Below are 25614 nucleotides of genomic sequence, written 5' to 3' on the forward strand. Positions count from 1 at the left end.
GTGGAGATTTTTATGGCAGTACTACTGCCAAACAAACAAAAACGCCGGGCGCAATGCCCGGCGTTTTTGTTTCGGAAAGTGAGGCGCTGATCAGCCCTCGTCGCTTTCCGCCTTGTACGCTTCCGCGTCCAGCAGCTTGTCCAGCTCGCTTTCATCGCTCGGCTTGATCTTGAAGAACCAGCCGTCGTCGTACGGGCTGGAGTTGACGGTTTCCGGCTCGTCTTCCAGCGCTTCGTTGATCGCAATCACTTCACCGGAGATCGGGGAGTAAATGTCGCTGGCGGCCTTGACCGACTCAACCACACCCGCCTCTTCGCCGGCGTTCAGGGTCTGGCCCACTTCCGGGGTCTCCACGTATACCACGTCACCCAGCGCATCCTGGGCGTGATCGCTGATGCCCACGGTTACGGTGCCATCCTCTTCCAGCCGCGCCCATTCATGGCTGGAGGCGTATTTCAGTTCGCTGCGAATCTCGCTCATGGGTTCTTCCCTCAAAAAAGCTCAAAATTAGCTGTAAACAATGTATTCAGAAAATAGTCCAGTGGCCCGCAGGCAGCCTCACACCAGAGACTTGCCGTTGCGCACAAAACTCGGTTTTACCACCCGCACAGGGATCAGCTTCTTGCGCATCTCGACCTGTGCAGAGTCGCCCACACTCACCGGTACCCGGGCCATGGCAATGGAAAAGCCCAGGGTGGGGGAGAAAGTTCCGCTGGTGATGATACCGCGGCGATCCTCGCCGTCCACCACAACCTCTTGCCCGGCGCGCAGAACACCGCGCTCTTCCAGCACCAGGCCGACCAGCTTGTTCTCGACGCCCGCAGCCTTTTCCTGCTCCAGCGCTTCGCGACCGATGAACTTGCGATCCTGCGGTTCCCACGCGATGGTCCAGGCCATATTGGCCTGCAGCGGAGAGGTATCATCATCCATCTCGTGGCCGTACAGGTTCATCCCCGCTTCCAGACGCAGGGTATCCCGCGCACCAAGACCGCAGGGAGCGACACCGGCATCGGCCAGTGCGCGCCAGAAGCCCGGAGCATCATCGTTGTTAAGCATGATTTCCAGGCCATCTTCACCGGTGTAGCCGGTACGGGCGATAAACCAGTCGTCACGGGCAAAACTGTTGAACACCTTGAGACCATCGATGGCCGCGGTCCAATCGATCCCCATGACTTCCTTCACCTTGCCGATGGCGTCGGGGCCCTGGATGGCAATCATCGCCAGGTGCGGGCGCTCGGTCAGGGTCACATCGAAGGCAGCGGCCTGCTGGTTCATCCAAGCCAGATCTTTTTCCCGGGTGGCGCAGTTGACCACCACGCGGTAACCCGGGTCGCGGAGGTATACGATCAGGTCGTCCACCACACCGCCTTTTTCATTCAGCATGCCGGTGTAGAGCGCCTTGCCGGGGTTGCCGTCCAGCTTGGCCACATCGTTGGCAAGCAGGGTGCGCAGAAAATCGCGCGCGCCATTACCATCCACATCCACCACGGTCATGTGGGAGACGTCGAACATGCCCGCGCCCTGACGTACCTTGTGGTGCTCTTCCAGCTGTGAACCGTAGTGCAGCGGCATGTCCCAGCCACCGAAGTCCACCATTTTGCCGCCCATGGCAACGTGGGCATCGTAAAGCGCGGTTTTGTTTCCCATTCTGTGCTGAATCCCGTTCTTGAAACTGAGTGAAGGCGCGGACTGCATACCGTCAATCCGGTGGACGGCGGCAGGCGGCAAAGCCGCGTATTCTAACGGCCCGGCAATGGCAGATACCAGATGCCAATACTCTGCAAAGACTAGCAGCCGCAGTGAAAAATTTTACCCGGCAACGCTTATGAAGCAGTCTGCGCGCACTTTTCACCGTGGAATCGACTCCATATTTGTAGCAACGCTATATAAATATGCGAAAAAATCACTTTTGGTACTAAAGCGTTTGCAGTAGCTTTAGCCGTCATCTGTCCCCAATAAACGCTTTTTCCTATGGATTGGTCCGGCTGGTTTTCCCTTTTTCTTGTTTTCGCCGTACTGGCCACACTGATCTTCACCCGTATTCCGGCCTTTATGGTGATGATGGCCGCGCTCACCCTGCTAAGTGTCAGCGGTATTCTCACCCCGACTGAAGCCCTGTCCGGCTTCAGCAACAGCGGGCTGATCACCGTGGCAGCGATGTTCGTGGTAGCCGCCGGTATCCACGCGTCCGGTGGCATCGATATGATGGTGAAACACCTGCTGGGGCGCCCAAATACGGTGCGCTCGGCCATGTTGCGGGTGTTCGCACCGGTCGTGGCCCTGTCCGGCTATCTCAACAATACGCCGGTGGTTGCAACCATGATCCCGGCACTGAACGCCTGGGCCAAGCGGATCGATATCGCCCCCTCCAAGCTGATGATTCCGTTGAGCTACGGCGCCATCCTCGGTGGCACCCTCACCCTGATCGGCACCAGTACCAATCTGGTGGTCAATGGCCAGTACCAGGCCATTACCGGCAACGAGGGCTTCTCCCTGTTTTCCATCGCCGCGGTGGGCCTGCCCGCCGCGCTCGTCGGCGTGGCCTTCATGCTGCTGTTCTTTCCCCGCTGGCTGCCGGACCGCCGCGAGAAAAAGCCCTTTGGCAACCTGCGGGAATTTACCCTGGAAGTGGCCATCGACAGCGAGGGCCCACTGTTAGGACAGACCGTGGAAGACGCCGGGCTGCGCGGACTGCGCCGGGTTTACCTGGTGGAGATCGAGCGGGATGGCCGCATCATCACCCCGGTGCGTTCCGGGGAGAAGCTGCGCGGCAGCGATCGGCTGGTGTTCGCCGGGGATACCGAGGCGATTTCCGACCTGCTGCGCATGCGCGGCATAGTGCCGTCGGACCACCACGACGAGGATACCGCGCTCACTACCGGTATCGAGGAACGCCGCCTGGTCGAGGTAGTGGTCTCCCCGCACTGCGAGGTGATCGGCAGCAGTATTCGCGATGCCCAGTTCCGCAAACGCTACGGCGCCGCGGTACTCGCGGTGGCGCGTGAGGGCCAGCGGGTCGAGGGCAACCTCGGCAGTATCAAATTGAAAGCCGGTGACTCCCTGCTGCTGGAAGCGCGCCCCGGCTTCGTGCTGCGCCAGCGCTACAGCAAGGACTTCCTGCTGATCAATGACCTGGAAGCGGAGAGCCCCCGCCACGAGCGCGGCCTTACCTCCTGGTTAATCCTGATCGCGATTGTGCTGGCGGCGGGTACCGGGCTGATCAGCATGCTCAACGCCTCCCTGATCGGTGCCGGCACCATGCTGGTGACCCGCTGCTGCTCGGTCAACCAGGCACAGAAAAGCCTCGACCTGCCGGTATTGATCACCATTGCGGCCTCCTTCGCCCTGGGCGTCGCGCTGCAAAAAACCGGTGTTGCCGCCATGCTGGCAGAAGGCGTGATCTCGCTCTCCTACGGTCATCCCTGGCTGATGCTGATCCTGGTCTACCTGTGCGTTTCCCTGCTCACCGAAATGGTGACCAACAATGCGGCCGCCATCATCATGGTGCCCATCGTGCTGCAGATTACTGCCAGCGCCGGACTGAATCCCGAACCCTTTATGTTCGCGGTCATGATGGCCGCCTCCGCCAGCTTCGCCACCCCGCTGGGCTACCAGACCAACCTGATGGTGTACGGTCCCGGCGGCTATCGTTTCTCCGATTACCTGAAAGTCGGCATTCCCATGAACCTGCTGATCGGGGCGGTGACAGTGACCATTCTGATTACTGGCTGGGATCTCACCCTGGGTCAGTAATCCTCACAAAATTTGCTGGCGCGGCGACGCGGGCGGCGGTATAAAAGCCGCCCAGACCAACCCGCTGCGCCCGATAGCCTCCCCGGTAGACTCCCCCGCGCAGCCACTTTCGGAATCCACCTGATTGAACGCTGCTTTTCCCCACGCGGAATCCCCCGTGGACAACACCTGGCTGCGCGGCCCTGATGGCGGCGACCCTCTCGACGTGATCGCCAGCGCGCTGCGTGAAACCGGCTACATTGTCCTGCCCGCACCTCTGCCGCCGGCCCTGCTCGGGTCGTTGTTACGGCACTTCCGCTCCATTGATCGCGCGCGCTTCCAGACCGCTGGTATCGGCCGCGAACAGGAGCACCAGCTGAACCAGTTTGTGCGCACGGATGAGATTTTCTGGCTGGATCGAAGCAACCCGGCAGTGTCCGCCTACCTGAGCTGGGCGGAAACCCTGCGCCTGGGGCTGAACCGACGCCTGTTTCTCGGGCTGTTTGACTACGAATGCCATTACGCGCGCTACGATCGCGGCAGCTATTACAAGAAGCACATGGATGCGTTCAAGGGCGGCACCAACCGGGTGGTGAGCACGGTGCTGTACCTGACCCCGAACTGGCAGCCCAAGGACGGGGGCGAACTGCAGATCTACGCTCCGGACAGCGATACGGTGATCGAGAAAGTCGCACCGCGATTCGGGCAGATGGTGATTTTCCTCTCCGAGGAATTTCCCCACGAGGTACTCACCAGCCACCGGCCGCGCTATAGCGTAACCGGCTGGTTCCGGGTAAATAACAGCCTCGGGGAAACCGTTGACCCGCCCCGCTGAGGGCAGGGTCAACGCAAACAACCCGGTAAAGCGCGCGGTCAGTGCACCGCAGCGACTGCGCGCAGTAACTCAACAAAGCTTTCCGGGGTATCGATCGGGTACTCCATATTCAGGCGCGCGGCCACCGCTTCGGCACTGATCACGCCCCGCACATGGTGCTGATCCGTATCCACTACCAGGCAGTGACGCTGCCCGCTGCGCCGCATCGACTCCAGCACATCGCGGATAGACGCGCCGCGCAGCTGATCGCGGTTCAGTAGCTGCAGGCGGTTGCGGCGGCGCATCAGGTCTCCCACCGTCAACTCCCCGCGGCTGTGTCCTGCAGCCACCAATTGCATGACCCGCTGGTAGGACACATCTTCAGCGGTCAGCAACCCGATAAAATCGCCCCGGTGATCCATCACCAGTACCCAGGAAAGATGTCCGGTGCGCAGCACCTGTGCCGCGTCCAGTGCAGACATCGATGCCGTCAGCACTGCCGGATGATGTTTCTTGAAGTCGGTGACAAATTTGAGCGCCGGCGAGTCCAGACTCAGCTCGTGAAACTCTTCCGGGAAAACCAGCTTGTCAGAATCCTGTAACGGGGTCAGTTCCAGTTTTTTCATGGCAATAATTCTCTTTTTTCAGGCGCAGGCGGCCGTCTTTGGTAACGCATGCGACCAAATGATTTGGCTGGCACCGATAGCAAAGCGGAAAGCCATCGGTGCCAATTTCGATAACGGGAATTTATTGCCGGGCGGGTGGCCCGCGGATGGGATGAGCGGCGAGTGCCGCAGAGGGTGAAAACTGTTGATGATGAAGCCGGGGAACGGGCAAGGCGCCGGCAAAGTTAACCGGTATTGCGGTGGCTACCGCACTGGAGTCCGGTTGATCCTGTGGCTCGCCTCCCCCTTCAATCAGGGTACTGACCAGAGTCTGCGCAGACTGTACATCTACAGTCTGTACTTCCGTGCGGCCTTCGGCACAGAACAATACAGATTGCAGCAGTATCAGCAGGATTCCAACGCGCACTACGGTCTCACTGACTAGGTTAGGGCAGAATCAAAATTATGGGAGTGTTACCGCGATCAGTCGGGCTGATCTTTATTTCTCCGTAGCTACTGTTATCTGCGCACTGCGCCACTTTTTCAAGTGTATTGCGATGAATCGATAGGGAGTTGAGGTCACTCACTCTTGCCGCCAGATGCCCGCTGCACAAAGGTCAACTCAACTATTTTTTCCGCTGTTATCGCCTTTATCACCGGGAGTTTCGGAATCTCCCTCGGCGCTGTCATCATGTCCACGTGAAGCGCCTTCCACCTCGTCCAGCTGGCGCTTGATGGTTTCCCGCAGCAGGTCCTGGGGCTCTTCGCCCGCCTGCTCCCGCTGTGCAGATTCATCCACCCGCAACCCGTAGCGTTTGGAACGCCAGCGCCACAGACGTTTGGCCAGCTCCTGGCGATCGGGCGTCTTGTCCGCCTCGTCAACGATCTCCTCTCCCAGCAGGGTTTCGAGAATATCCTCCAGCGTAACCAGCCCTTCCAGGCTACCGTACTCGTCCACCACGGCACTGATCTGGATCCGCCGCGACAGCATCTTGTGAAATACCTGATAAATCGCCGCGGTTTCCGGCAGCATCAACAGATCGCGACGCAGGCTGCGCAGGCTCTCTTCGCGTTCGCCGCGGGCATAAGCCTGCAGCAGGTCCTGTTTGAGCACGAATCCAACCACCAGGTCGGGATCATCCTTTTCGTAAACCGGAATACGGGAAAAACGGCTTTTTTCCACCGGCTCGTAGGCCTCCTCAATGGTCAACTCCTGGGACAGGGAGTACACCACCGTGCGCGGTGTCATCACCTCGCGCACCGTGTGATCGCGCAGGGTGAAAAACAGGTTGTGCAGAATGCTGGATTCATGCCGTTCCAACTGCCCTTCCGCCTCACCGATCTCCGCCATCACAGCGAACTCCTCGCGACTGAATCCGGTCAGGGTTGGGCCATGGGCCAGCCCCCGGGTCAACCAGTTCGACAGCCATACAAAAGGCTTAAGGACAATCACCAGATAGCGCAAGCCGTAGGCAGTGACCGGAGCCAGTTGCCGCCAGTACACGGCGCCCAGGGTTTTCGGGATAATTTCGGAAAACACCAGGATAAGCAGGGTAAGTATCGCAGAGGCGATGCCGAGATAATGGTTGCCGAATACCGCCGCAGCCTGGGCACCGGCACCGGCGGCACCCACGGTGTGCGCGACGGTATTGAGGGTGAGGATTGCGGCAAGCGGCGCGTTGATATCGTCCTTCAGCTTGCGCAGCAGACGCCCGGACTTGTGTCCTTCGCGCTCCATCAGGCTCACGTACGGGCGGGTAACACTGAGTATCACCGACTCGGCAATGGAGCACAGGAAAGAAAAACCCAGTGCGATAAGAACGTAAACAATCAGCAGAACCATGGGCGATCAGAATTCTTTGCGGGAGACGGTGGTTGTGGTTTGTGCAGGCGCGCGCGTATCTGAAAAATAGCGCCGCGCGCCCCCTGCGCTACAGAACAACAGCCCGAGCAACAGGCCCGCGGCAAAGCCGCCGATATGCGCGGCATTGGCGATGCCACCGGGAATAAAGTAATCCACCACACCGATCATGCACACCAGTAGCCAGATGACCGCCAGCCACACCAACGGCGGCGGCACGTCGCGCCAGCCCGGCTGCCAGCGCTGAATCACAAACGCTACCCCGATCAACGCGTATACCACACCGGACATACCGCCAAACAGGTTCTGCGGCGCCCACACATACTGCGCCAGGTTGGCCACGGGCGCACTCAGCAATACCAGTACCGCAAACCACAGGGTGCCCGCACGCGCCTCCAGTGCACGGCCAATAATCCAGATACCGAGGGCGTTGAACAGCGCATGCGGCAGAGAAAAGTGCACCATCGCCGGGGTCCACAGGCGCCAGAACTCTCCCCGCGACAGATGCCAGGCCAGGGACGAGCTGGACAGGTCAAAGTCCCCCGGTTTCTGCGGGAAAATCACCAGCGGCTCCGCCCAGCCCTGGCGCAACATCAGCCAGCCGATAAAACACAGGGCGATCAACAGAACACTTAGCGGGGTCTGCCGCAGGGGCCACTGCGGAATGACCGACGGCGAGGCCATGGCCTGGGCATCAGATTCCTGACTCTCGGCCGTTTCGCGATCAACTTCACCAGGCTCCGGTTGCACGGGCTGTTCGGCACCCCCGACTTCTGCGGGTGCGGGCGCACTCTCGTCGTAGGTGTGAACCTGAATCCGGGAGAGATCCACTTCGCCCGCCTGCCAGCGCTCGAGCAGCTGCTTCATCGGCTCCACCAGCTGCGGCGCCAGGCTCGCAACCCGCTGGTGGTTGTTTTCCTCACTGATACGCAGGGGCAACTGATGGCGGCGAATAAATTCCGCCACCGGTGACAGGTCTTTACTCAGCGGAAATTCACAGACGGTAATCCAGTTACTCAAACGCGGGCCTACTCGGGTAAAAAGCAAAAAGTTTGAACGCGCGACTCTACCAAATTTCCCGCCGGGATTCCGGCAGCTCCGGGAACATAAAAAACGCGGCAGGGTTGCCGCGTTTTAGAGACTACAGTGCGATGCCGGAGAAATGTATTCGCTACACCGACATGGCGCGCATGATAATCCGTTTTTTCAGCAGCGGGCTGGCGTCCACCATACTCAGGCCGGTATTGCGCAACCAGCGCCAGTGCAGGTCGCCAGCGCCAAACAGGGACTTGAAGGTACTCATGGCCTTCAACGTTGCCGCGTTTTCCCCGCGGCGACGGCGCTGGTAGCGGGACAGCACCGAGGTGTGCGCCAGAGAAATATCCCGTTTGAGTGCGCGATCGATTTCCTCGCTCAGCACCGCCACGTCCATCAACCCCAGGTTGACCCCCTGCCCGGCCAGCGGATGAATGCTGTGAGCGGCATCGCCGATCAGCACCGCACCGGGGCCAAAATAGGATTCCGCATGGCGCGCACGCAGGGCAAAGGAGAAGCGTTCGCTGACGGATTCAATGGTGCCCAGGCGACTCTCGAAAGCCTTCTCCAGGTTCAGGGCAAACGCCTTGTCATCGAGCATCACCAGTTCGCGGGCGAGGCTGTCATCCGCGGACCACACCACCGCACAGTGGCGATCATCACCAAGCCCCGCCAGCGGCAGGAATGCCAGCGGCCCGGTGTCCAGGAAGCGCTGCCAGGCTGTGGACTGATGTGACTGCTCACAGCGGGCCACACATACCAGTGCGGTCTGTTGATACTCCACATCCCGGGTGCGGATACGCAGCAGGTCTCGCACCCGCGAGCGGGCACCGTCGGCGCCGATCAACAGGCGCGTGGTCAACACCGGCGACTGGTTGTCGAGGCCCTCCACTGCGTCCCGGTCCGGGCTGCGCGACTGCAGATGCCAGAGACCGCAGTCCCGCCACCAGCTTTCCAGCTTGAACCCGGTAACCAGGTCCACATTGTTCAGCTCTTCAATACGCTCGCGCAGGGCGGCGAGGATCACGCTGTTTTCCACAATGTGGCCGAGATTCGGCAACTTCACATCGCGACAGTCAAACCATACAGAGCCGGTACCTTCCGCATCCCAGACGCGCATCTGGGTGTAGGGACACTCCCGCTTACCCGCGATCCGCTGCCAGGCCCCGGCCTCTTCCAGCAGTGCACGGGACGCCTCGGTAAGTGCAACCACCCGCGCGTCGTAACTGTCCTCGCGCACCTGCGGGTCCACATTGGATGCCTCCAGCAGCGATATACGCAATTGCGGGTGTCGCACGGCCAGCACTGCCGCCTGCGCCATCCCCACCATGCCACCTCCGACGATGGTTACGTCCATCCGCTGTCTGTTCATAGGCAGTTGCTCCCCGGAAAATTTGATTGAGCGGCCGCAGATCCACGGCCGATACAGCTGCACCGTTATAGTGTGCTTACAGCGCAAGTCCCGCAGCTTGTCTGGCAAACCCTGCCCTCAGGGCCGGCGCCAGGGCGAGACCGAGCATCCCCGCCTGCCTCAGGCCACTGAGCAGCAGGCTGCGGGAGGCAAACAGGGGTGGAATCCGGTCGCTGAAACCGATTGTCAGCTGCTGGTCATGTTGACGTTCGCGCCAATAAGCCTGAAGTAAGTCTAGCTCGCCGGGGCCGGATTGCCCGAAATCCGTGCCTTTCTCTGCCATTGCCCGACCAATGGCACGGGCGAGAGCATCGCAGTCGCGCAGGGTCAGGTTGAACCCCTGCCCGGCTACCGGGTGCAGGAAGTGCGCACAGTTTCCTACCAGCACCACACCGCGCCGTACCTGCTCGCGCGCCAGGGACAGCTTGAGCGGGTAACCCTGTACCTTGCCGGCACGCACCAAACGCCCGGCGCGCCAGCCAAACGCCTGTTGCAGGTGACGGATAAATTCCGCCTCCGGCAGTGATGCCAGACGCTCCATCTCGCCCGGTTCGCCGGTCCACACCAGCGCTGCGCGGTGCATACCGTCGCGCCGGGGCAGCGGCAGCAGGGCCATGGGGCCGGAATCGGTAAAGCGCTCGTAGGCCACACCACCGTGGTCCCGCTGCAGGCCGACGGTGGTAACCAGCGCCTGCTGGTGATAATCCACTTCTTCGCTGGCTATCCCCAGCTGACGGCACAGTGGCGAGCCGGTGCCATCGGCAACCACCAGCAGGCGTGTAGCGAGCGCGCGCTCCGCGCCCGCCCCATCCCGCCAGATAATGCTCGCGCCCTGTTCGGTCATGGTCACACGCACCACTTCCGCCGGCGCCAGTACCTCCACATCGGTATTGCCCAGGGCGCGATGCAGCAGTGGCCCGAGGGCGGCATTTTCAACCACCGCGCCGAGCATCCCGTCAAAACTCGCCGCCACCTCGCGTCCGGCATGCAGGCTCGCGCCCAGGGAGTGCCCGCGGTCCGAAACCTGTACCCGGGCAATCGGTGCCGCATATTCGCGCAACTGCGACCACAGGCCCAGTTGTTCAAATATCTGCAGGCTGCCGGCGGCGATGGCGGTGGCGCGGGTATCGAAACTCGGCAGGTTCAGCGCAGCATCGCTGTTCGGCAGCGGGTGTCGCTCAAGCAGGGAGACTTTCAGTCCCGGGCAGTGATGGGACAGCAGCAGCGCCAGACAGGCACCGGCCATGCCGCCGCCGACAATCGCGATATCCGATTGCCCGCTGCCGGGGGTTTGTTCAATCGAGGTCATAACAGCGCCTCCTGGACCAGATCGCCCTCGCGCATCAGGTATTCGATATCCGCAATGGTTTTTGGCGCCGCAGCAGAAAGGACCTGCGGGCCGTCCTTGTTCAGCGCCACATCGTCTTCGATGCGAATACCGATACCGCGGAATTTTTCCGGAACTCCGGCATCCTCCGCAGCAATATAAATGCCCGGCTCCACCGTCATGGTCATGCCGGCCTCCAGCTGACGCCACTGGCCATACACCTTGTAGTCGCCCACATCGTGCACATCCATGCCCAGCCAGTGCCCGACCCGGTGCATGTAAAAACGGCGATAAGCACCGGACTCGATCAGCCCGTGCAGATCGCCCTGCAGCAGACCGAGATCTTTCAGGCCGCGCACAATCACTTCCACACTGGCGAGGTGTGGTTGATCCCAATCGTTGCCCACGGCAATTTTATCGATCGCCGCCAGCTGGCTGGCGAGCACAATTTCATACACCGCCCGCTGTGGTCCACTGAAACGACCGTTCACGGGAAAGGTGCGTGTGATATCCGAAGCGTATCCGCGATATTCACAACCGGCATCGATCAATACCAGGTCGCCATTTTTCAAAGCGGCGTTATTGGCGATGTAATGCATCACCAGCGCATTGCGGCCACCACCAACGATACTCGGATACGCGGGCTCGCGCGCTCCGGCGAGAGCGAAGGAATGTAGCAGTTCCGCTTCCAGCTGGTACTCGTACATACCCGGGCGGCAGCGCTGCATGGCACGCCGATGCCCCTCCGCACTGATTTCCGCCGCGCGCGCCATCAGGCGGATCTCCGCCGCGCTCTTGAACAGGCGCAGGTCGTGCAAGTGTGGATCCAGGCTGACCATTTCCGGGGCTCTTCCCCCCGCAGCAGACGCGCCACCGGGTGCCTGCTCGATGGCCTGCAAATAGCCCTGCAGCCGGCGGTCCAATTGCGGAAAGCGCCCCATGGTGTAGTAAATGAAATCGCGCCCTTCCAGCAGCCCCGGGAGAATATCGTCGAGGTCGCCAATGGGAAATGCATCGCACAGGCCGCAGTGTTCCGCGGCGCGCTCCGGCCCCAGGCGCGGGCCGTCCCACATTTCTTTTTCCGCATCCCGCTCGCGACAGAACAGCAGTGTTTCTCCCTGAGCGCGTCCCGGTACCAGTACCAGCATGGACTCCGGTTCATCAAATCCCGTCAGATAAAAGAAATCACTGTCCTGACGAAACGGGAAATAGGTATCGCGCGAGCGCAGCTGTTCGCGGGCAGCGGGCACAATGGCGAGGCTGTTGCCGTCCAGGCTTTCGATCAAGCGCTGCCGGCGTCGGGCATACTCGGCTTTGGAAATATTCATAACGGGGACCGCAATACGCTCAGTGCAGAGTCGGGCCCGCGGGCTTGTCGCCACCGGCCGGCTGGGTAGAAGCAGAGCATTCAATAAAAATGTTCAGGGCCGCCATACGCACATATTCCTGCACTTCAAACAGCTGACGCTCCTGCTCTGCACCGTTTTCCATGGACCCCGCATCCAGCTGGGCGATTTCCGCAAAATCCTTCAGCGCCTCGCTACTTGTGGGCGGCAGCTCACCGGAATATTTGCCGATACCAAAGCCATGCAGGAAACCTTCGCACCACAGACATAAGGTCTGTCCGCGTTCGGCCAGCTCATCACTGGAACTGAGCAATGGCTGAAAGGAAAAATCTTTGTCGGAAAGTTCACGCAGGCTCTGCTCTGTTAATAACAGGCTGTCCCGGGTCAGGTCTGCGGGTAACGCATCGAGGTCCAGGAATTCTGCCACTTCCTTTTGCCAGCGGGCTTTATCCGGACGCGCACCCGCCGCAAGCAGGCCGCAGATAAAACCGTGCAACTCGCTCGGTCCGATTTTACCTCCCGCTGCCACTATCTGGTTGGCGAGATCATCGAACGAAACCTGCACTGCGGACATAAAAACTCCTGGTTACATGGGCAAACTGTCGCAGCCACCGGAAAGGCGGTTTGGCCACGAAATCATTCACCTTGTGCTGAAAATTTGAACGGCGCCCGGGAAAAACTGTCAGCCACAGCCGACAATCAGGTGTACCAATAGGCATTCCCCACCGGATGTGCGAATAAATCGCCAAACTGGTGAAATAATGGCTGGCGGCCGCCTGGTTGAGCGTCACATAGACACTGGGGACAATTGACCCCCAAATACACCGGCAATATAGTAGCGGAATCCCCCGGCTTGCGCAGGTCACAGGACGTTGGCAGGAATAGGCGGACCACGGAACACGCAGGATATATGGACAAGATACAGGCGTTAGAACTCAAGCTGGACTCACTGCTACAGCAGTGCCAGCAGCTGGCCGCAGACAATCGCGCCCTGCGCGAGCAGGAAGGCCAGTGGCAGCGCGAGCGCCAGCGGCTGATTAAAAACAACGAAGTGGCTCGCAGCCGGGTTGAAACCATGATCAACCGACTCAAGGGCCTGAGCCAAGACAACTGATGAGCAGTAAACCGCACAACTCAGCCACGGTCGCCGTGACGATTCTCGACAAAGAGTATCGTGTCGCCTGCTCGGAAGAAGAGCAGCCAGGCCTGCAGGCGTCTGCAAAATTGCTCAACGAACGCATGGCCAAAATCCGCAACAGCGGCACGGTAATCGGTGCCGAGCGTATCGCGGTCATGGCTGCGCTGAATATTGCCCACGAATTGATCCAGGCCAAGGCCGACCTCGCGCGCCAACCGGTGGAAGAGGACATGCTCGATCGCCTGCACGACAAAGTGCAGGCTGCCCTGGAAAAATTCGACAACCTGTAAGCGTAAATCCCCGCGGGTATTGCAATCGAAATACCCGCAAAATTCCCACCAGATTAAATACCTGCACTACTGCTTGTTGGCGCGACCACGCAATCTTCCGCGGCCATCTCCACAACTTGACTATCGCTAAAAAGCACATTTTGGCGCAAAAGTGCGTTTAGCCAAGAGTGGCAGTAAGAGGTATAATTCTCTCTCGCCCTGAAGTGTTGGCCAGTTGACTATGTCCTGAGCCGATAATTCTACCCTGGAGGTTCCCAGCGGATGTTGGTGTGCAAGTCCGCCACGCAGCGGAAAGCCTTATGCATTCCAGGAACCCCCACCTTGAGCCTTACGGTTCAAGGCTATGTCATCAGCCGCATTTTCGGGGCACCTGATTTCCCTCCCTGTTCCGGTCGGATCTGACCTGAACAGTCCCGCGCTGATAACAATATCCCGATGCCCAATTCCGCCACGCCATCCAAGCAGCAGCTGCGCCGACAAATTCGCGCCGCGCGCCGGGCACTCAGCCCCAATCAGCAGCGGCTTGCCAGCCGACGACTGTGCGCGCGCCTGGCGTTGTGTCCGGAGCTCAAGCGGGCCCAGCATATCGGCCTCTACTGGCCTTCCGATGGCGAGATAGACCCGCGCCCGCTGTTGCGACGGTTTCCGCACAAACGCTTTTACCTGCCCACCCTGCCCCGTGCCATGCGCACGACCATGAACTTCCTGCATTGGCCGGGAGCCACACTGCGCTATCGCAATCGCTACGGAATTCCGGAGCCGGTGATCGGCCGCAGCCATCCCAAAAGCCCGCAGCAGCTGGATCTGGTATTGCTGCCACTGGTGGCATTTGATCCCAGCGGTGCGCGCCTGGGCATGGGCGGCGGCTACTACGACCGCACCTTCGCGTTCAAACACCTGCACCCGGGTAGCGGCCCCAAACTGGTGGGTATTGCCCACCAGTTGCAGTGTGTGGCGCACCTGCCGATGGAGAGCTGGGATATTCCATTAACCCTGGTGGCCACGGACCAGCGCCTCTACCGCTGCCGGTGAAACGCGAGTCAGCGGTTACTTACTGGGAGATACCGGGGTATCCAGTATTCGACCAGGCACAAAAAAGCCGAACCGCTGTTTCCAGGGTTCGGCTTTTTTGATTTGGCGTCAGCCAGCGGCGGGCGAAGGGGTCAGCGAGTGACCACTCCCTGCTGCAGGGCTGCCGGCGCCTCTTCCTCATCGGAAGAGAACACTTCGGTCAGACCGGAACTACTCAGCAGTACGCCCGCAACAAAGACAACTACTGCGAGTGTCAATGCATCGGGTTTCATGGGGACCATCCTGTAAGATTGGAATTCTTGTTGTTTTCGATCTCTTTTTAATCCTGGCGATCTGCGCCGCCAGTGCTGGTTTGGACCGGAGATTGCCGGAAAGTTCCCACCGACGAGAAAAAAATCCCCCCGATCAACTACTTCGCAGCTACCCATTGTGACCAAACAGCGGTCAAAAGATACTCGATCGATGGCCAAATAGTAACCCGTCAAGCGTCTTTTTTTGAGAAAAATCTCACATTTTGAGAATTGCAAGTTCGACAGACCGAGCCCGGTGATCTACTCACCGCGAAAAATGACAACCAGCGCACATTTTGTACACCAGCCGTCATTGACGCGCGATCAGTCGCCCCGCCCGCGCGACAGGAAGAACCGATAGGCCGGGTTTTCCGTCTCGTCCCAGAACGGGTAGTGCAGCTGATCCAGCAGAGCTTTCAGCGCCGGCCGCTCGTCCTCGGAAACCTCCAGCCCCACAAGTACCCGCCCGTAAGCAGCACCGTGATTGCGGTAGTGGAACAGGGTGATATTCCAGCGTCCCGCCAGCTGCTCCAGGAACTTGCGCAGGGCACCGGGGCGCTCGGGGAACTCGAACCGGTACACCACTTCGTTATCGATACCCGGCGCACGCCCGCCCACCAGATGGCGGATATGCAGCTTGGCCATCTCGTTATCGGTGAGATCCGTCACCTGGTAACCGCCCTCCTGCAACTGGGCCACCAGCTGCTGGCGGTCCGCATCGGTGCTGACCTGCATCCCCACGAAGATATGCGCCTCGCCACTGTTGGCGTAGCGGTAGTTGAATTCGGTAATGGAGCGATCGCCCAGGTCGCGACAGAACTGCAGGTAGCTGCCCGGCTTTTCCGGGATGGTCACCGCCAGCACTGCCTCGCGCTTCTCACCGATCTCGGTGCGCTCGCTGATATAGCGCAGGCGATCGAAATTGGTATTGGCACCGCTGCACACGGTCGCCAGGGCCTGATTCTGCTGGCCACTCTGCTCAGCGTATTTCTTCAACCCGGCAAGGCCCACCGCACCGGCGGGCTCGGCGATGGAACGGGTGTCCTCAAAGATGTCCTTGATTGCCGCACAGATCTCATCGGTGGTCACGGTAATCACGCCGTCGATGGTTTCGCGCAGCACGCGGAAGGTTTCCTCGCCAATCTGCGCCACGGCCACACCGTCGGCAAACAGGCCCACCTGGGGCAGGCGCTCGCGGCTATCCGCCTCCATCGCCACCTTCAGGCAGGCTGCATCTTCCGGCTCCACCGCGTAGACCTTGATCTCCGGGCGCACATACTTGATATACGCCGCCATCCCCGCTGCCAGGCCACCGCCGCCCACAGGAATGAACACCGCATCCAGGTTGCCCGGGTGCTGGCGCAGCAGCTCCATGGCTACCGTGCCCTGTCCGGCAATCACATCCGGGTCGTCATAGGGGTGAATAAACACCAGGCCGCGCTCTTCCACCAATTGCTTGGCGCGCGCCGCCGCTTCATCAAAGGTATCCCCGTGCAATACCACTTCCGCGCCGCGCATGCGCACCGCGTTCACCTTGATCGCCGGCGTGGTGGATGGCATCACGATGGTGGCGCGCACGCCCATCTGCTGGGCACCCAGCGCAAGCCCCTGGGCGTGGTTGCCCGCGGAGGCGGCAATCACGCCGCGCGCGCGTTGCTCTGGCGGCAGCTGCAGGAGTTTGTTGTAAGCGCCACGAATCTTGAAGGAGAACACCGGTTGCAGGTCTTCGCGCTTCAGCAAAACACGGTTGCCGAGGCGATGGGACATCTGGCGCATGGGCTCCAGCGGGGTTTCGATGGCGACATCGTAAATGCGCGCGTCTAAAATGCGCTTGATATAGGACTTGGGCATGACAGAAATCGGCAGCCGGTGGATGTTAGGGAGCCCGCCAGTCTAATCGCTACGCAGCACCAAAGCCACAGATAAGCCGGTTTTGCGCGAAAAAATCTTCGCAAGCGGGCATTTTTATCGCAAACATTGCACAAGGAAGCCTTCCCCTCCATGAAAGAGCCCATCAATCAGGATCAACTCAAGCAGGATGTCGCCCGTGCCGCGGTGGAATACATCACCCCCATGCTAGACGCTGACACCATCGTCGGCGTTGGCACAGGCTCCACTGCCAACTACTTCATCGACTTCCTGGCAGAGAAAAAGGGGCTGTTCGACGGCACCGTGGCCAGCTCTGAAGCCTCCGCCGAGCGCCTCAAGTCCCACGGTATCCCGGTCTACGACCTCAACTCGGTGGACGGTATCCGCGTGTATGTGGACGGTGCCGATGAAACCAACCCGCTGCTGCAACTGATCAAGGGCGGTGGTGCGGCGCTGACCCGGGAAAAAATTGTAGCTGCCTGCTCCGAGGAATTTGTCTGTATCGCCGACGATAGCAAGTGGGTGGAAGTGCTGGGCAACTTCCCGCTGCCGGTTGAAGTGATCCCCATGGCGCGTTCCTATGTGGCTCGCGAGCTGGTGAAGCTGGGCGGTGATCCGGTGTACCGCGAGGGTGTGACTACCGACAACGGCAATGTCATCCTGGATGTGCACAATATGCAGATCGCCAAACCGCTGCAGCTGGAAAGCGACATCAACAATATTACCGGTGTGGTTACCAACGGCCTGTTTGCCGCGCGCCCCGCAGACATCCTGTTGCTGGGCACCGCCGATGGCGTCAAGACCATCAAATCGAAAGTCTGAGACCCTCAATTAGTGGACCAATGACGAAAAACAATAATGTATGGAAACTGGCACTGCTCGCCCTGCCGCTGCTGGCAGCGGGCTGTGCCACCACTCCCCCCAGCAATACCGACAATGTGTGCGAGATTTTCCGCGAGAAGGACGACTGGTATCACGACGCAGCCAAATCCGCGCGCAAGTGGAACACGCCCATCGCCACCATGATGGCCACACTGCACCAGGAATCCCGCTTTGTGCACGATGCCAAGCCGCCGCGTACCAAGATCCTGTGGATATTTCCCGGCCCGCGCCCGTCTGATGCCTACGGCTATTCACAGGCACTGGGTACCACGTGGAAGAGTTACCAGCGCGCCACCGGCAACTACGGCGGCGACCGCGACGATTTCGAGGATGCCATCGATTTCGTCGGCTGGTATCACAACACCAGCCAGCGCCAGTGCCGTATCAAGCCCAACGACACCTACCACCTGTACCTCGCCTACCACGAGGGCCAGGGTGGCTTTAACCGCCGCACCTATCGCAACAAAAAATGGCTACAGAAGGTCGCTCACAAGGTGTCCGCACGGGCGCAGAGCTACCAGCGACAGCTGAATAGTTGCGAGGCCTCGCTCAAGAAGCGTAAAAAATTCCTCGGCCTGTTCTAACTTTGCGCGGGCACCAGCGCACAAATTCTTTGCCGCCAGCCCAGTCTGGCGGCAAATGGCGCAAACACAGCGGAATAACAACTACCCTTTGCAGACAGCGCTTTGCCGCGACAGCGGGCTTGATCACGGACTCGATCAAAGCTTCCCTGGCCAAGGCTCTGTAGCCCTCAATTGACGCTGGGCGTGCACACTGCACAGAAGCGTATTCTCAATAACGAGAGGTGCTTAATGAAGCCGACCGCCATCTACTCCGCCGCACTTGCTCTGGCTCTCGCCGTTTCCAGTGCCTTTGCAGAAACCGCCGTGAGCGACGCCCAGCTGAAGAAATTCGCCGATGCCTATCGTTCCATCGTCACCCTGAGCCAGGAATACGCGCCCAAGATCAAATCTGCAGCGGACGCTGCTGCCGCAGAAGCGATCAATGTGGAAGCCCAGACCAAGATGGTGGCAGCGGTGCAGAGCGCAGGCCTGAGCAAAGAAGAATACCAGGGCATTGCCACCCAGCTGCGCAACGACCCCGCGCTGCTGCAGCGGGTAAACGATATTCTGAAGAGCGCCGCTGCCACTCAGTAACGGCCCTTTGCGAGCCCGGAGTCATCCCCCGGGCGCGCGCTTTCCCCGACCTTTGCGCAGTTATTTTTCCGGTGACGGAATCTGCTCCGGCGCCAGCTCCAGCACCCGGGCGATATCCGCCAGGTGCTGGCATACCCATCCCTTGTCGATAGAACCCCAGTCCTGCAGCGCGTAGTAACCGTCGTTATTGCGAACCCCCTGTTGCACAAACTCCACCCTGGTTCCGTGCCCCGGCAATCCCTTGGCGATGACATCCTGGATGGTGCGACGCGGCCAACCGGTAATCTCTTCCAGTGCAGGATTGTTGGGACGAGGGAGGCGCTCGATCAGGTAGGCGATCAGCAGGCGTCGACAGATGGTAGGATTGAGGTCGACTCTGGGGAGCTCGTTCATTGAAGGCTGGGGCATGGAGGCTTCCTGTCTCACAAATTTCGGGTTACCGCTTGCTCCATTTGTAGCACACAAACCGCCCGTATTTCCAAGAGAGAACGGTCGCAGGCGCCCGACACACCGCACAGTGCGGGACTTTTTATGCACCTTTTTGCATAATCTGCCACCAACCCCGCGCCACTCCCCAAATTAACCGGGCGCAGACAGGTATCCAGAGCCTGCGAATACTCCTCACTGATAGTGGAACCGGAAGCGTGATTGCAGAAACTGAAACCCCCGCTCAGGACAGTGAGCAGCCCGCCAAATCCTTCTCCGAACCCGGCATTCTGGCCGGTGCGGTATTTGCCCATCTCGCCGGAGCCCGCGCCGCGGGTATCGACTGCGATCAGCTGCTGTGCGATGCAGGCATCGACCCGGCCACCACCACCGCCCCCAATGCCCGGGTGGGTCGCGAGCAACTGGCGCGACTGCTGCGCCTGCTGTGGGATCAGCTGGGGGACGAATCCGGTGGTTATCTGGCACGCCCCTGGTTACCGGGCACCTTCGCCATGATGGGACATGCCACCATCACCTGCCCCACCCTGCGCCGCGCCCTGCTGCGCTCCAGCCGCTTTGTGGCGATGGTGAGCGATGACATTCATATCAAACTGGTGGAAAACGGTGAGGAAGCCCGCCTGATCTTCCACCACGAGAACCCCAAGCAGCTACCAAACCAGAATTTTGTGGAATCCATGGCGGTGATCTGGCTGCGCTTTTTCAGCTGGATGATCGACCGCACCATCCTGCTCGAGCGGGTACATCTCGCGTTTCCGCCACCGGATTACGACGAAGACTACAACGACATGTTTCCCTGCCGGCACTACTTCGAGCAATCGGAAACCTGCCTGGTATTCAACACCCGTTATCTCAGCTTGCCGCTCACTCGCGACGCCCAGCAACTGAGTGAATTCCTCGCCCGCGCGCCCGAATGCCTGCTCACCCAGTACAAGTCTGACAACAGCTTCACCGGACGTATCCGGCGCATGCTGCAGGGTGACAACAGTATCGAAAACCTGTCCCTGGACGATGTGGCGGAACGACTGTACACCTCGCCACAAACCCTGCGCCGCCGCCTGAAAGAGGAGGGCAACAGCTGGCAGGACATCAAGGATTCCGTACGCCGCGATATGGCCATGTACCAGTTGAAGCAGCAGGAAACTGCCGTGGCGGAAATTGCCGAGCGCCTCGGGTTTTCCGAACCCAGCGCCTTCAACCGCGCATTTAAGAAGTGGACCGGCCTGGCGCCCGGGGCCTACCGGGAAAAATACCGCAGCTGACAGCAGCGAATCGCAAACAACAAAAAGAAAAACCCGCGGCGAACCGCGGGTTTTTCTTTTCAGGGCAGTGAAAAATTATTGCTGATCGAAGGAAGTCACCTTCACCGCTATGCGGCGATTCTTCTGCTTGCCTTCCTCGGTGCCGTTATCCGCAACCGGATTGGCCGGGCCGAATCCAACCGCCTTCATGCGACTCTCGTCGATACCTGCATCCACCAGCATTTTCATCACCGCCTGGGCGCGGGATTCCGATAGCTTCTGGTTTGCAACGGCATCGCCATCGCTGTCGGTGTGCCCTTCGATGGCAATCGACAGACCGGGGTTTTCCTGCATGATACTGATCAGTGTCTGCACGTCCGGCAGTGACGCGGCATTGGGCATGCTGCCATCGGTGGGGAATTCAATGTTGAGCGCAAACTCGCGGTTTGGATCGCGGTTGGCATTGTCCAGGTACTCCCGGAACGATTGCCCAAAATCCGCACTTTCAGTATCTGTAGCGGTACCCGAGTCGGTGGACATATCGGTGTCCGGGACTGTGGTGGTGCCGCCATCGAGGGTCGGGTCCGTCGGGGTTTCCTCGACGATCACCTCATCCTGCTCCATCACCGCACCGCCGGAGCCATCGTCCATTTTCTCTTTCTTGGCGCACATATTCAGCGCCCACAGAACTGCCAGTGCAATCAGCAGCGGCCACAGCCATTTGCCAAAACCGCTCTTTCTCGCCGGTGGCGGAGTGTGCGCTGCATGCGCAGCCTGTCGCGGAGTGGTTTCCACCACGGTGCGCTCGGCCAGCTCGTCCAGGTTGTCCGCGCCCAGCTGTTTTAGCAGTCCGTCGGGCAACTGGCCCTTTAGGTGGGCTTTCTGTCCCAGCAGTAACGCTGCCAGGCCCTCCATATTCAGGCCCTTGCTTTTTACCAGCTTGCCCACCAGCGACATGATTACCGGCGCCGCGATGCGCAACAAGGATCCGCTCTTGGTGCTGTCGAGTCCCAGCGCACTGGAAATGACGTTGATCACACCGTCTTTGTTGCTGCTGAATACCGAGTCCAGCATGCTGCCGCCCACATCCTGCAGACTGGTCATTTTGTCGGGACTGGTAAAAATATCTCCGGGTGACGACAGGTCCATACTGGTGCTCTTGGTCGCCATGTTCAGCAGTGCGCCCAGGCCACTCTCGCTTCCCGCCTTGTTCAGCATACCCGCAAGCACGGATGCCGCACCGGTGGTGAACGCAGATTCACTCTTGTCTTCACCCAGACCCAGCGCGTTGCCCAGTGCACTCAGGCCCGAAGAGCCAAGATGTCGCACTGCCATTTCGAGAAGATTGTCAGCCATTTGCGTACCTCGCGATTGTGTTCGGTGGAATCACTCTCAACAGTGTACGGCAGTAAAATCGACCGGTTAGCTCATTTCAGAATAACCAAACCGGGATGCATCAGGATTGCGTTTTCCGTCATTCCGCGGTGCTTGAGCAGGCTTTTCTACCCGCACCAACATGACCGACCAGTTGGCCCATAATTTGGCATTTACGGTGATAACCGCGGCCGAGGCACCCCCATAAAATTCTCCGTCCGCAAAACAATAAAACCTATGGGGGACTCATGATTTCCAGATCTTTATGCGGCGCGCGGTGGCGAACCCTGTCGCTCGCCTTGCTGCTATTCCTGTCAGTACTCGCGGGCTGTTCACCCCGCGCCAACCCGCCCGCGGACACACCCGCCGAAGTGCCCGAGCCCGCACCAGACCCACTGGTTCGCACTATCGTTCAGGGAAAGGTGCGCGGCACACGCGATGGCGCTGACGGCATGCTGGCGTTCCGCGGAATTCCCTATGCACAACCGCCGCTGGGAGAACTGCGCTTCGCGCCTCCACAGCCAGCCGCGACCCATAATGGGGTGCTGGATGCCGCGGAGTTTGCTCCCGCCTGTCCCCAGGTCGCGGGAGTGATGGGAGACGGTAGTGACACCGAGGACTGCCTCTACCTGAACATTTACACACCGGACGGGGGCGATAACCACCCGGTGATGGTATGGATTCACGGCGGCGCCTTTATCAGTGGCTCCGGTGGTGAAGCCTACGATCCCCCGCGACTGGTCGCCGAAGATATGGTGGTGGTCACCCTGAACTACCGACTTGGGGCCCTCGGTTTCCTCGCCCACCCCGCCCTGAGTGCAGAACAGAGCGGCACGTCCGGTGCCTACGGATTGCTGGATCAGAAACTGGCGCTGGAGTGGGTGCAGGAAAATATCGCCGAGTTCGGTGGCGATCCGAATAACGTCACTCTCTTCGGGGAATCCGCCGGTGGCCACAGCGTGCTATCGCAGATTGCTTCGCCGCTCACATCCGGCCTGTTTCACAAAGCCATCGTGCAGAGCGGTGCCTACCTGCCCACCCAGCTTCCCCTGGATGTGGCCGAGTATCTCGGCGGCACTGCATTTAGCGAATGTACCGATACCGAATGCCTGCGCACGCTCACTGTGGAAGAAATCCTGGCACTGCAGGAGGGCCTGACCGATGGCACCGGGGTCAATCCCAATTACGGCTCGCAGATGCTGCCGCAGCACTCCATCGAGAGTGCCCTGGCCAGCGGCCACTTTCAGCGGGTACCGGTATTAATGGGTAGTAATCTGGACGAATACACGCTGTTTGTCGGTATCGACGCCCTGAGCGGCACCACCCCACCGACTGAGGAACAGTACCCCTCAGAAATCGGCGCACTGATCGGCCAGCCCGCCGACAGTCCCGCGGTGGCGGGTATCGCCCAGTTCTACCCGCTGGCGCTGTACGCGGGGAATGTCTGGCAGGCCATGGGGGCCATCGGTACCGACGCGGTATTTGCCTGTAATGCCCTGCGTCAGGCGGGACAACTGTCACCGCTGGTCGCCACCTACGCCTACGAGTTTGTGGATGGCGACGCACCGCTCAACCTGCTGCCATTGCGCCCGGAAGGACTGGAACTGGGTGCTTCCCACGCGTTCGAGATTCCCTATATCTGGGGCAGCGAAACGGCATTCCGCGCGCGCGGTGCCGGCGATGCACAGGTCGAGCTCTCACAGCAAATGATCCGCTACTGGACGCGCTTCGCACGCAACAGCGACCCCAATGGCGGCAGCGATGCCTTCTGGCCGGCATTCGATGTGGACGGGCAGCTGATGCAACTTGGCGGCGACACGGCGCTCTCCGGCGCAGCCGACTTTGCCAGCCACCACCGCTGTGCACTGTGGAGCCCCGCACAGTAAATCCATATCCGGCCCGCCAAATGACGCGGGCCGGAAACTTGCATACCGTAACCGGGTCAATATCAGTACCATGGAGGCTGCGCGTCACATGGCACTACAAAGATAATAATCCCCGATAACGGAGGCCCGATGAGCCACAAGTTCACCCGACCTACGCCGGTTTCCCTCGCCATCATCGCTATGGCCAGTATCTTCACTACCGCCTGCAACGGTATCCAGTTCAATACCAACGCCGGCCCCTACGTGTCTGACCGGCTCAGCAGCACACTGGTGCGCGAATACACCATATCGGAAATCAGCCGCTACAACGCCACCACGCTCGGCTTTGTGAATGCCTCCTATTGCCAGGACAAACTGGATGAGCGCAAGGCGAGCAAGTCTGCCCTGGTGCGCGACCTGAAGGTGCGCACCCAGAAAATGGGGGGCAATGGGCTGGTGGTGGAGGCCTGCGGGACGACCAAATTCAATGGCTGCCTCAGCTATATCGAATGCCGCGGTGTCGCCTATGCGGTACCGGAACGCAAAGGGGACGACCTGCCCGCTAATGCCGCCAGCACACACTTCTAGATCTACATGGATTAAAAGATTGGCAATCGCGTCTGGCGCGTAACGACATTCCATCTTCTCGCTGTTGGGCTAACTTAAGGAGATGTCAGGTGCAGCGCTTGCCTGGCATCTAATTAATCAGCCAACAATAAATTCAGCGAGAGAAGTCCATGATCCCGAGAACGGTTTACTCTGCCGAACACGAGCAATTCCGCGACAGCGTGCAAAAATTCCTCGAGCAGGAAGCTGCACCCTACCACCACCAGTGGGAAAAAGACGGTCAGGTCGACCGCGAATTGTGGCGCAAGGCCGGAGCCATGGGTTTTCTCTGCCCGCAGGTGCCGGAGGCCTACGGCGGCCTGGAACTGGACTTCGGCTACAACGCGATTGTGGATGAAGAGATTTCCCGCCTGGGGCTGACCGGCATTGGCTGGGGCCTGCACTCGGATATTGCCGTCCCCTACATCGTCAATTACGGCACCGAGGAGCAAAAGCAAAAATACCTGCCCGGCTGTATCAGTGGCGATATCGTCACTGCCATCGCCATGACCGAACCCGGCGCCGGTTCAGACCTGCAGGGTGTACGTACCACCGCGGTTAAAAACGGCGACCATTACGTCTTGAACGGCTCCAAAACCTTTATCACCAACGGCCAGCACGCCGATCTCGTGGTGGTGGTGGCGAAGACCGACCCCACCGCCGGTGCTGCCGGTGTCAGCCTGTTACTGGTCGAATCGGACAGTCCCGGTTTCAAGAAAGGTACCAATCTGGAAAAGGTGGGCATGAAGGCCCAGGACACTTCCGAGCTGTTTTTCGACGACGTCAAAGTACCGGCAGAAAACCTGCTGGGCGGCGAGGGCCAGGGTTTTATTTACCTGATGCAGGAACTGCCCCAGGAACGTCTGAGTGTTGCGGTGAATGCCATCGCCAACTGCGAGGCCGCCATCGGCTGGACCATTGAGTACGTCAAGGACCGCAAAGCCTTCGGCAAACCCATCGCCGCGTTCCAGAATACCCAGTTCAAGCTCGCCGAACTGGATAGCGAACTCACCGCCCTCCGGGTGTTTATCGACCGCTGCCTGGAACTGCACTACGACAGAAAACTGGATGTCTCCACTGCTGCCAAGGCCAAGCTGTTGGCCACGGATTTCCAGTGCAAGCTGCTGGATGAGTGTATGCAGCTGCACGGCGGCTTCGGCTATATGTGGGAATACCCCATCGCCCGCGCCTGGGCAGATGCGCGGGTACAGCGGATTTATGCGGGAACCAACGAGATTATGAAACTGATCATTTCCAGAGACCTGCTGAAGGAGTAGTCGCCCGTTTTTGAAGCG

The 25614-nt window shown here is 59.8% G+C and carries 26 protein-coding genes and 1 other RNA gene; 13 read left to right on the forward strand and 14 right to left on the reverse strand.

Annotated elements, in window-relative coordinates; translation table 11 throughout:
• Positions 1-90: 90 nt before the first annotated feature.
• Positions 91-480 carry a glycine cleavage system protein GcvH gene (gene gcvH / locus HUW35_RS03985; protein ID WP_181254342.1) on the reverse strand — a complete coding sequence of 130 codons (390 nt, stop codon included), beginning with the start codon at positions 478-480 and terminating at the stop codon, positions 91-93.
• A 78-nt stretch (positions 481-558) separates the two neighbouring features.
• Positions 559-1647 (reverse strand): glycine cleavage system aminomethyltransferase GcvT, encoded by a 1089-nt coding sequence (gene gcvT, locus HUW35_RS03990; protein WP_181254343.1) that lies wholly within the window; start codon positions 1645-1647, stop codon positions 559-561.
• Between the two features lie 324 nt (positions 1648-1971).
• Here gcvT and HUW35_RS03995 point away from each other — a divergent pair, with 324 nt between their 5' ends.
• Both HUW35_RS03995 and HUW35_RS04000 read left to right on the forward strand, forming a co-directional pair.
• Complete coding sequence (locus HUW35_RS03995) at positions 1972-3753, forward strand: SLC13 family permease (RefSeq protein WP_181254344.1); 1782 nt, start codon at positions 1972-1974, stop codon at positions 3751-3753.
• Between the two features lie 157 nt (positions 3754-3910).
• Positions 3911-4567 carry a 2OG-Fe(II) oxygenase gene (locus tag HUW35_RS04000; protein ID WP_181254345.1) on the forward strand — a complete coding sequence of 219 codons (657 nt, stop codon included), beginning with the start codon at positions 3911-3913 and terminating at the stop codon, positions 4565-4567.
• Between the two features lie 38 nt (positions 4568-4605).
• On the opposite strand, the gene HUW35_RS04005 is transcribed toward HUW35_RS04000, so the two are convergent.
• The 8 genes from HUW35_RS04005 to HUW35_RS04040 form a co-directional block, all read right to left on the reverse strand.
• The gene (locus HUW35_RS04005; protein ID WP_181254346.1) at positions 4606-5172 is read right to left on the reverse strand and encodes a CBS domain-containing protein; all 567 of its coding nucleotides are present in this window, start codon (positions 5170-5172) and stop codon (positions 4606-4608) included.
• Positions 5173-5293: 121 nt separating this feature from the next.
• Positions 5294-5578, reverse strand: a complete 285-nt coding sequence (locus HUW35_RS04010) for a hypothetical protein (RefSeq protein WP_181254347.1) — start codon at positions 5576-5578, stop codon at positions 5294-5296.
• Between the two features lie 195 nt (positions 5579-5773).
• Positions 5774-6994 carry a hemolysin family protein gene (locus HUW35_RS04015; RefSeq protein ID WP_181254348.1) on the reverse strand — a complete coding sequence of 407 codons (1221 nt, stop codon included), beginning with the start codon at positions 6992-6994 and terminating at the stop codon, positions 5774-5776.
• 6 nt (positions 6995-7000) lie between these two features.
• A complete protein-coding gene (locus HUW35_RS04020; RefSeq protein WP_181254349.1) occupies positions 7001-8032 on the reverse strand; it encodes a rhomboid family intramembrane serine protease in 1032 nt (343 codons plus the stop codon).
• A 151-nt stretch (positions 8033-8183) separates the two neighbouring features.
• Entirely contained in the window at positions 8184-9419 is a 1236-nt protein-coding gene (locus tag HUW35_RS04025; RefSeq protein ID WP_255463472.1) for a UbiH/UbiF/VisC/COQ6 family ubiquinone biosynthesis hydroxylase, read from the reverse strand.
• 76 nt (positions 9420-9495) lie between these two features.
• Positions 9496-10767, reverse strand: coding sequence for an FAD-dependent monooxygenase (locus tag HUW35_RS04030; protein ID WP_181254350.1), 1272 nt, complete (start codon positions 10765-10767; stop codon positions 9496-9498).
• Positions 10764-12113, reverse strand: a complete 1350-nt coding sequence (pepP, locus tag HUW35_RS04035; protein WP_181254351.1) for a Xaa-Pro aminopeptidase — start codon at positions 12111-12113, stop codon at positions 10764-10766. The genes HUW35_RS04030 and pepP overlap by 4 nt, the downstream gene beginning before the upstream one ends.
• A 19-nt stretch (positions 12114-12132) precedes the next feature.
• Positions 12133-12705 carry a UPF0149 family protein gene (locus tag HUW35_RS04040; protein WP_181254352.1) on the reverse strand — a complete coding sequence of 191 codons (573 nt, stop codon included), beginning with the start codon at positions 12703-12705 and terminating at the stop codon, positions 12133-12135.
• A 336-nt stretch (positions 12706-13041) separates the two neighbouring features.
• Between HUW35_RS04040 and HUW35_RS04045 the strand changes: the two genes are divergently transcribed.
• The 4 genes from HUW35_RS04045 (at position 13042) to HUW35_RS04060 (ending at position 14591) form a co-directional block, all read left to right on the forward strand.
• Positions 13042-13245 (forward strand): TIGR02449 family protein, encoded by a 204-nt coding sequence (locus HUW35_RS04045; RefSeq protein WP_181254353.1) that lies wholly within the window; start codon positions 13042-13044, stop codon positions 13243-13245.
• Positions 13245-13559, forward strand: coding sequence for a cell division protein ZapA (locus HUW35_RS04050; RefSeq protein ID WP_181254354.1), 315 nt, complete (start codon positions 13245-13247; stop codon positions 13557-13559). Before HUW35_RS04045 ends, HUW35_RS04050 begins: the two co-directional genes overlap by 1 nt.
• A gap of 192 nt (positions 13560-13751) precedes the next feature.
• Positions 13752-13931, forward strand: a non-coding RNA gene (gene ssrS / locus HUW35_RS04055) — 6S RNA.
• Between the two features lie 63 nt (positions 13932-13994).
• Positions 13995-14591 carry a 5-formyltetrahydrofolate cyclo-ligase gene (locus tag HUW35_RS04060; protein WP_181254355.1) on the forward strand — a complete coding sequence of 199 codons (597 nt, stop codon included), beginning with the start codon at positions 13995-13997 and terminating at the stop codon, positions 14589-14591.
• Positions 14592-14722: 131 nt separating this feature from the next.
• On the opposite strand, the gene HUW35_RS04065 is transcribed toward HUW35_RS04060, so the two are convergent.
• Positions 14723-14863, reverse strand: coding sequence for a hypothetical protein (locus HUW35_RS04065; RefSeq protein ID WP_162276141.1), 141 nt, complete (start codon positions 14861-14863; stop codon positions 14723-14725).
• A gap of 342 nt (positions 14864-15205) precedes the next feature.
• Positions 15206-16732: a threonine ammonia-lyase, biosynthetic gene (gene ilvA / locus HUW35_RS04070; protein ID WP_181254356.1), complete on the reverse strand. Its 1527-nt coding sequence runs from the start codon at positions 16730-16732 to the stop codon at positions 15206-15208.
• A gap of 162 nt (positions 16733-16894) precedes the next feature.
• Here ilvA and rpiA point away from each other — a divergent pair, with 162 nt between their 5' ends.
• From rpiA to HUW35_RS04085, 3 genes are all read left to right on the forward strand, one after another.
• Entirely contained in the window at positions 16895-17572 is a 678-nt protein-coding gene (gene rpiA, locus HUW35_RS04075) for a ribose-5-phosphate isomerase RpiA (protein WP_078085530.1), read from the forward strand.
• Between the two features lie 20 nt (positions 17573-17592).
• On the forward strand, positions 17593-18216 hold the full coding sequence (locus tag HUW35_RS04080; RefSeq protein ID WP_181254357.1) for a transglycosylase SLT domain-containing protein: 624 nt from the start codon (positions 17593-17595) through the stop codon (positions 18214-18216).
• Positions 18217-18444: 228 nt separating this feature from the next.
• Positions 18445-18789: a DUF4168 domain-containing protein gene (locus tag HUW35_RS04085; RefSeq protein ID WP_181254358.1), complete on the forward strand. Its 345-nt coding sequence runs from the start codon at positions 18445-18447 to the stop codon at positions 18787-18789.
• A 60-nt stretch (positions 18790-18849) separates the two neighbouring features.
• Here HUW35_RS04085 and HUW35_RS04090 read toward each other — a convergent pair whose 3' ends face one another.
• Positions 18850-19197 carry a helix-turn-helix domain-containing protein gene (locus tag HUW35_RS04090; RefSeq protein WP_255463473.1) on the reverse strand — a complete coding sequence of 116 codons (348 nt, stop codon included), beginning with the start codon at positions 19195-19197 and terminating at the stop codon, positions 18850-18852.
• Positions 19198-19433: 236 nt separating this feature from the next.
• Between HUW35_RS04090 and HUW35_RS04095 the strand changes: the two genes are divergently transcribed.
• On the forward strand, positions 19434-20495 hold the full coding sequence (locus HUW35_RS04095) for an AraC family transcriptional regulator (RefSeq protein WP_255463474.1): 1062 nt from the start codon (positions 19434-19436) through the stop codon (positions 20493-20495).
• A 75-nt stretch (positions 20496-20570) separates the two neighbouring features.
• Here the strand turns inward: HUW35_RS04095 and HUW35_RS04100 are convergent, their stop codons facing one another.
• Complete coding sequence (locus HUW35_RS04100) at positions 20571-21830, reverse strand: OmpA family protein (RefSeq protein WP_181254359.1); 1260 nt, start codon at positions 21828-21830, stop codon at positions 20571-20573.
• A 266-nt stretch (positions 21831-22096) separates the two neighbouring features.
• On the opposite strand from HUW35_RS04100, the gene HUW35_RS04105 reads away from it, so the two are divergent.
• The 3 genes from HUW35_RS04105 to HUW35_RS04115 all read left to right on the forward strand — a co-directional run bounded on the left by HUW35_RS04105 (position 22097) and on the right by HUW35_RS04115 (position 25596).
• Positions 22097-23734 carry a carboxylesterase/lipase family protein gene (locus HUW35_RS04105; RefSeq protein ID WP_181254360.1) on the forward strand — a complete coding sequence of 546 codons (1638 nt, stop codon included), beginning with the start codon at positions 22097-22099 and terminating at the stop codon, positions 23732-23734.
• Positions 23735-23863: 129 nt separating this feature from the next.
• Positions 23864-24301: a hypothetical protein gene (locus tag HUW35_RS04110; RefSeq protein WP_181254361.1), complete on the forward strand. Its 438-nt coding sequence runs from the start codon at positions 23864-23866 to the stop codon at positions 24299-24301.
• Between the two features lie 149 nt (positions 24302-24450).
• On the forward strand, positions 24451-25596 hold the full coding sequence (locus tag HUW35_RS04115) for an acyl-CoA dehydrogenase family protein (protein WP_181254362.1): 1146 nt from the start codon (positions 24451-24453) through the stop codon (positions 25594-25596).
• Positions 25597-25614 lie beyond the last annotated feature (18 nt).

This window comes from Microbulbifer sp. YPW1 (assembly GCF_013367775.1).
Lineage (GTDB): Bacteria > Pseudomonadota > Gammaproteobacteria > Pseudomonadales > Cellvibrionaceae > Microbulbifer.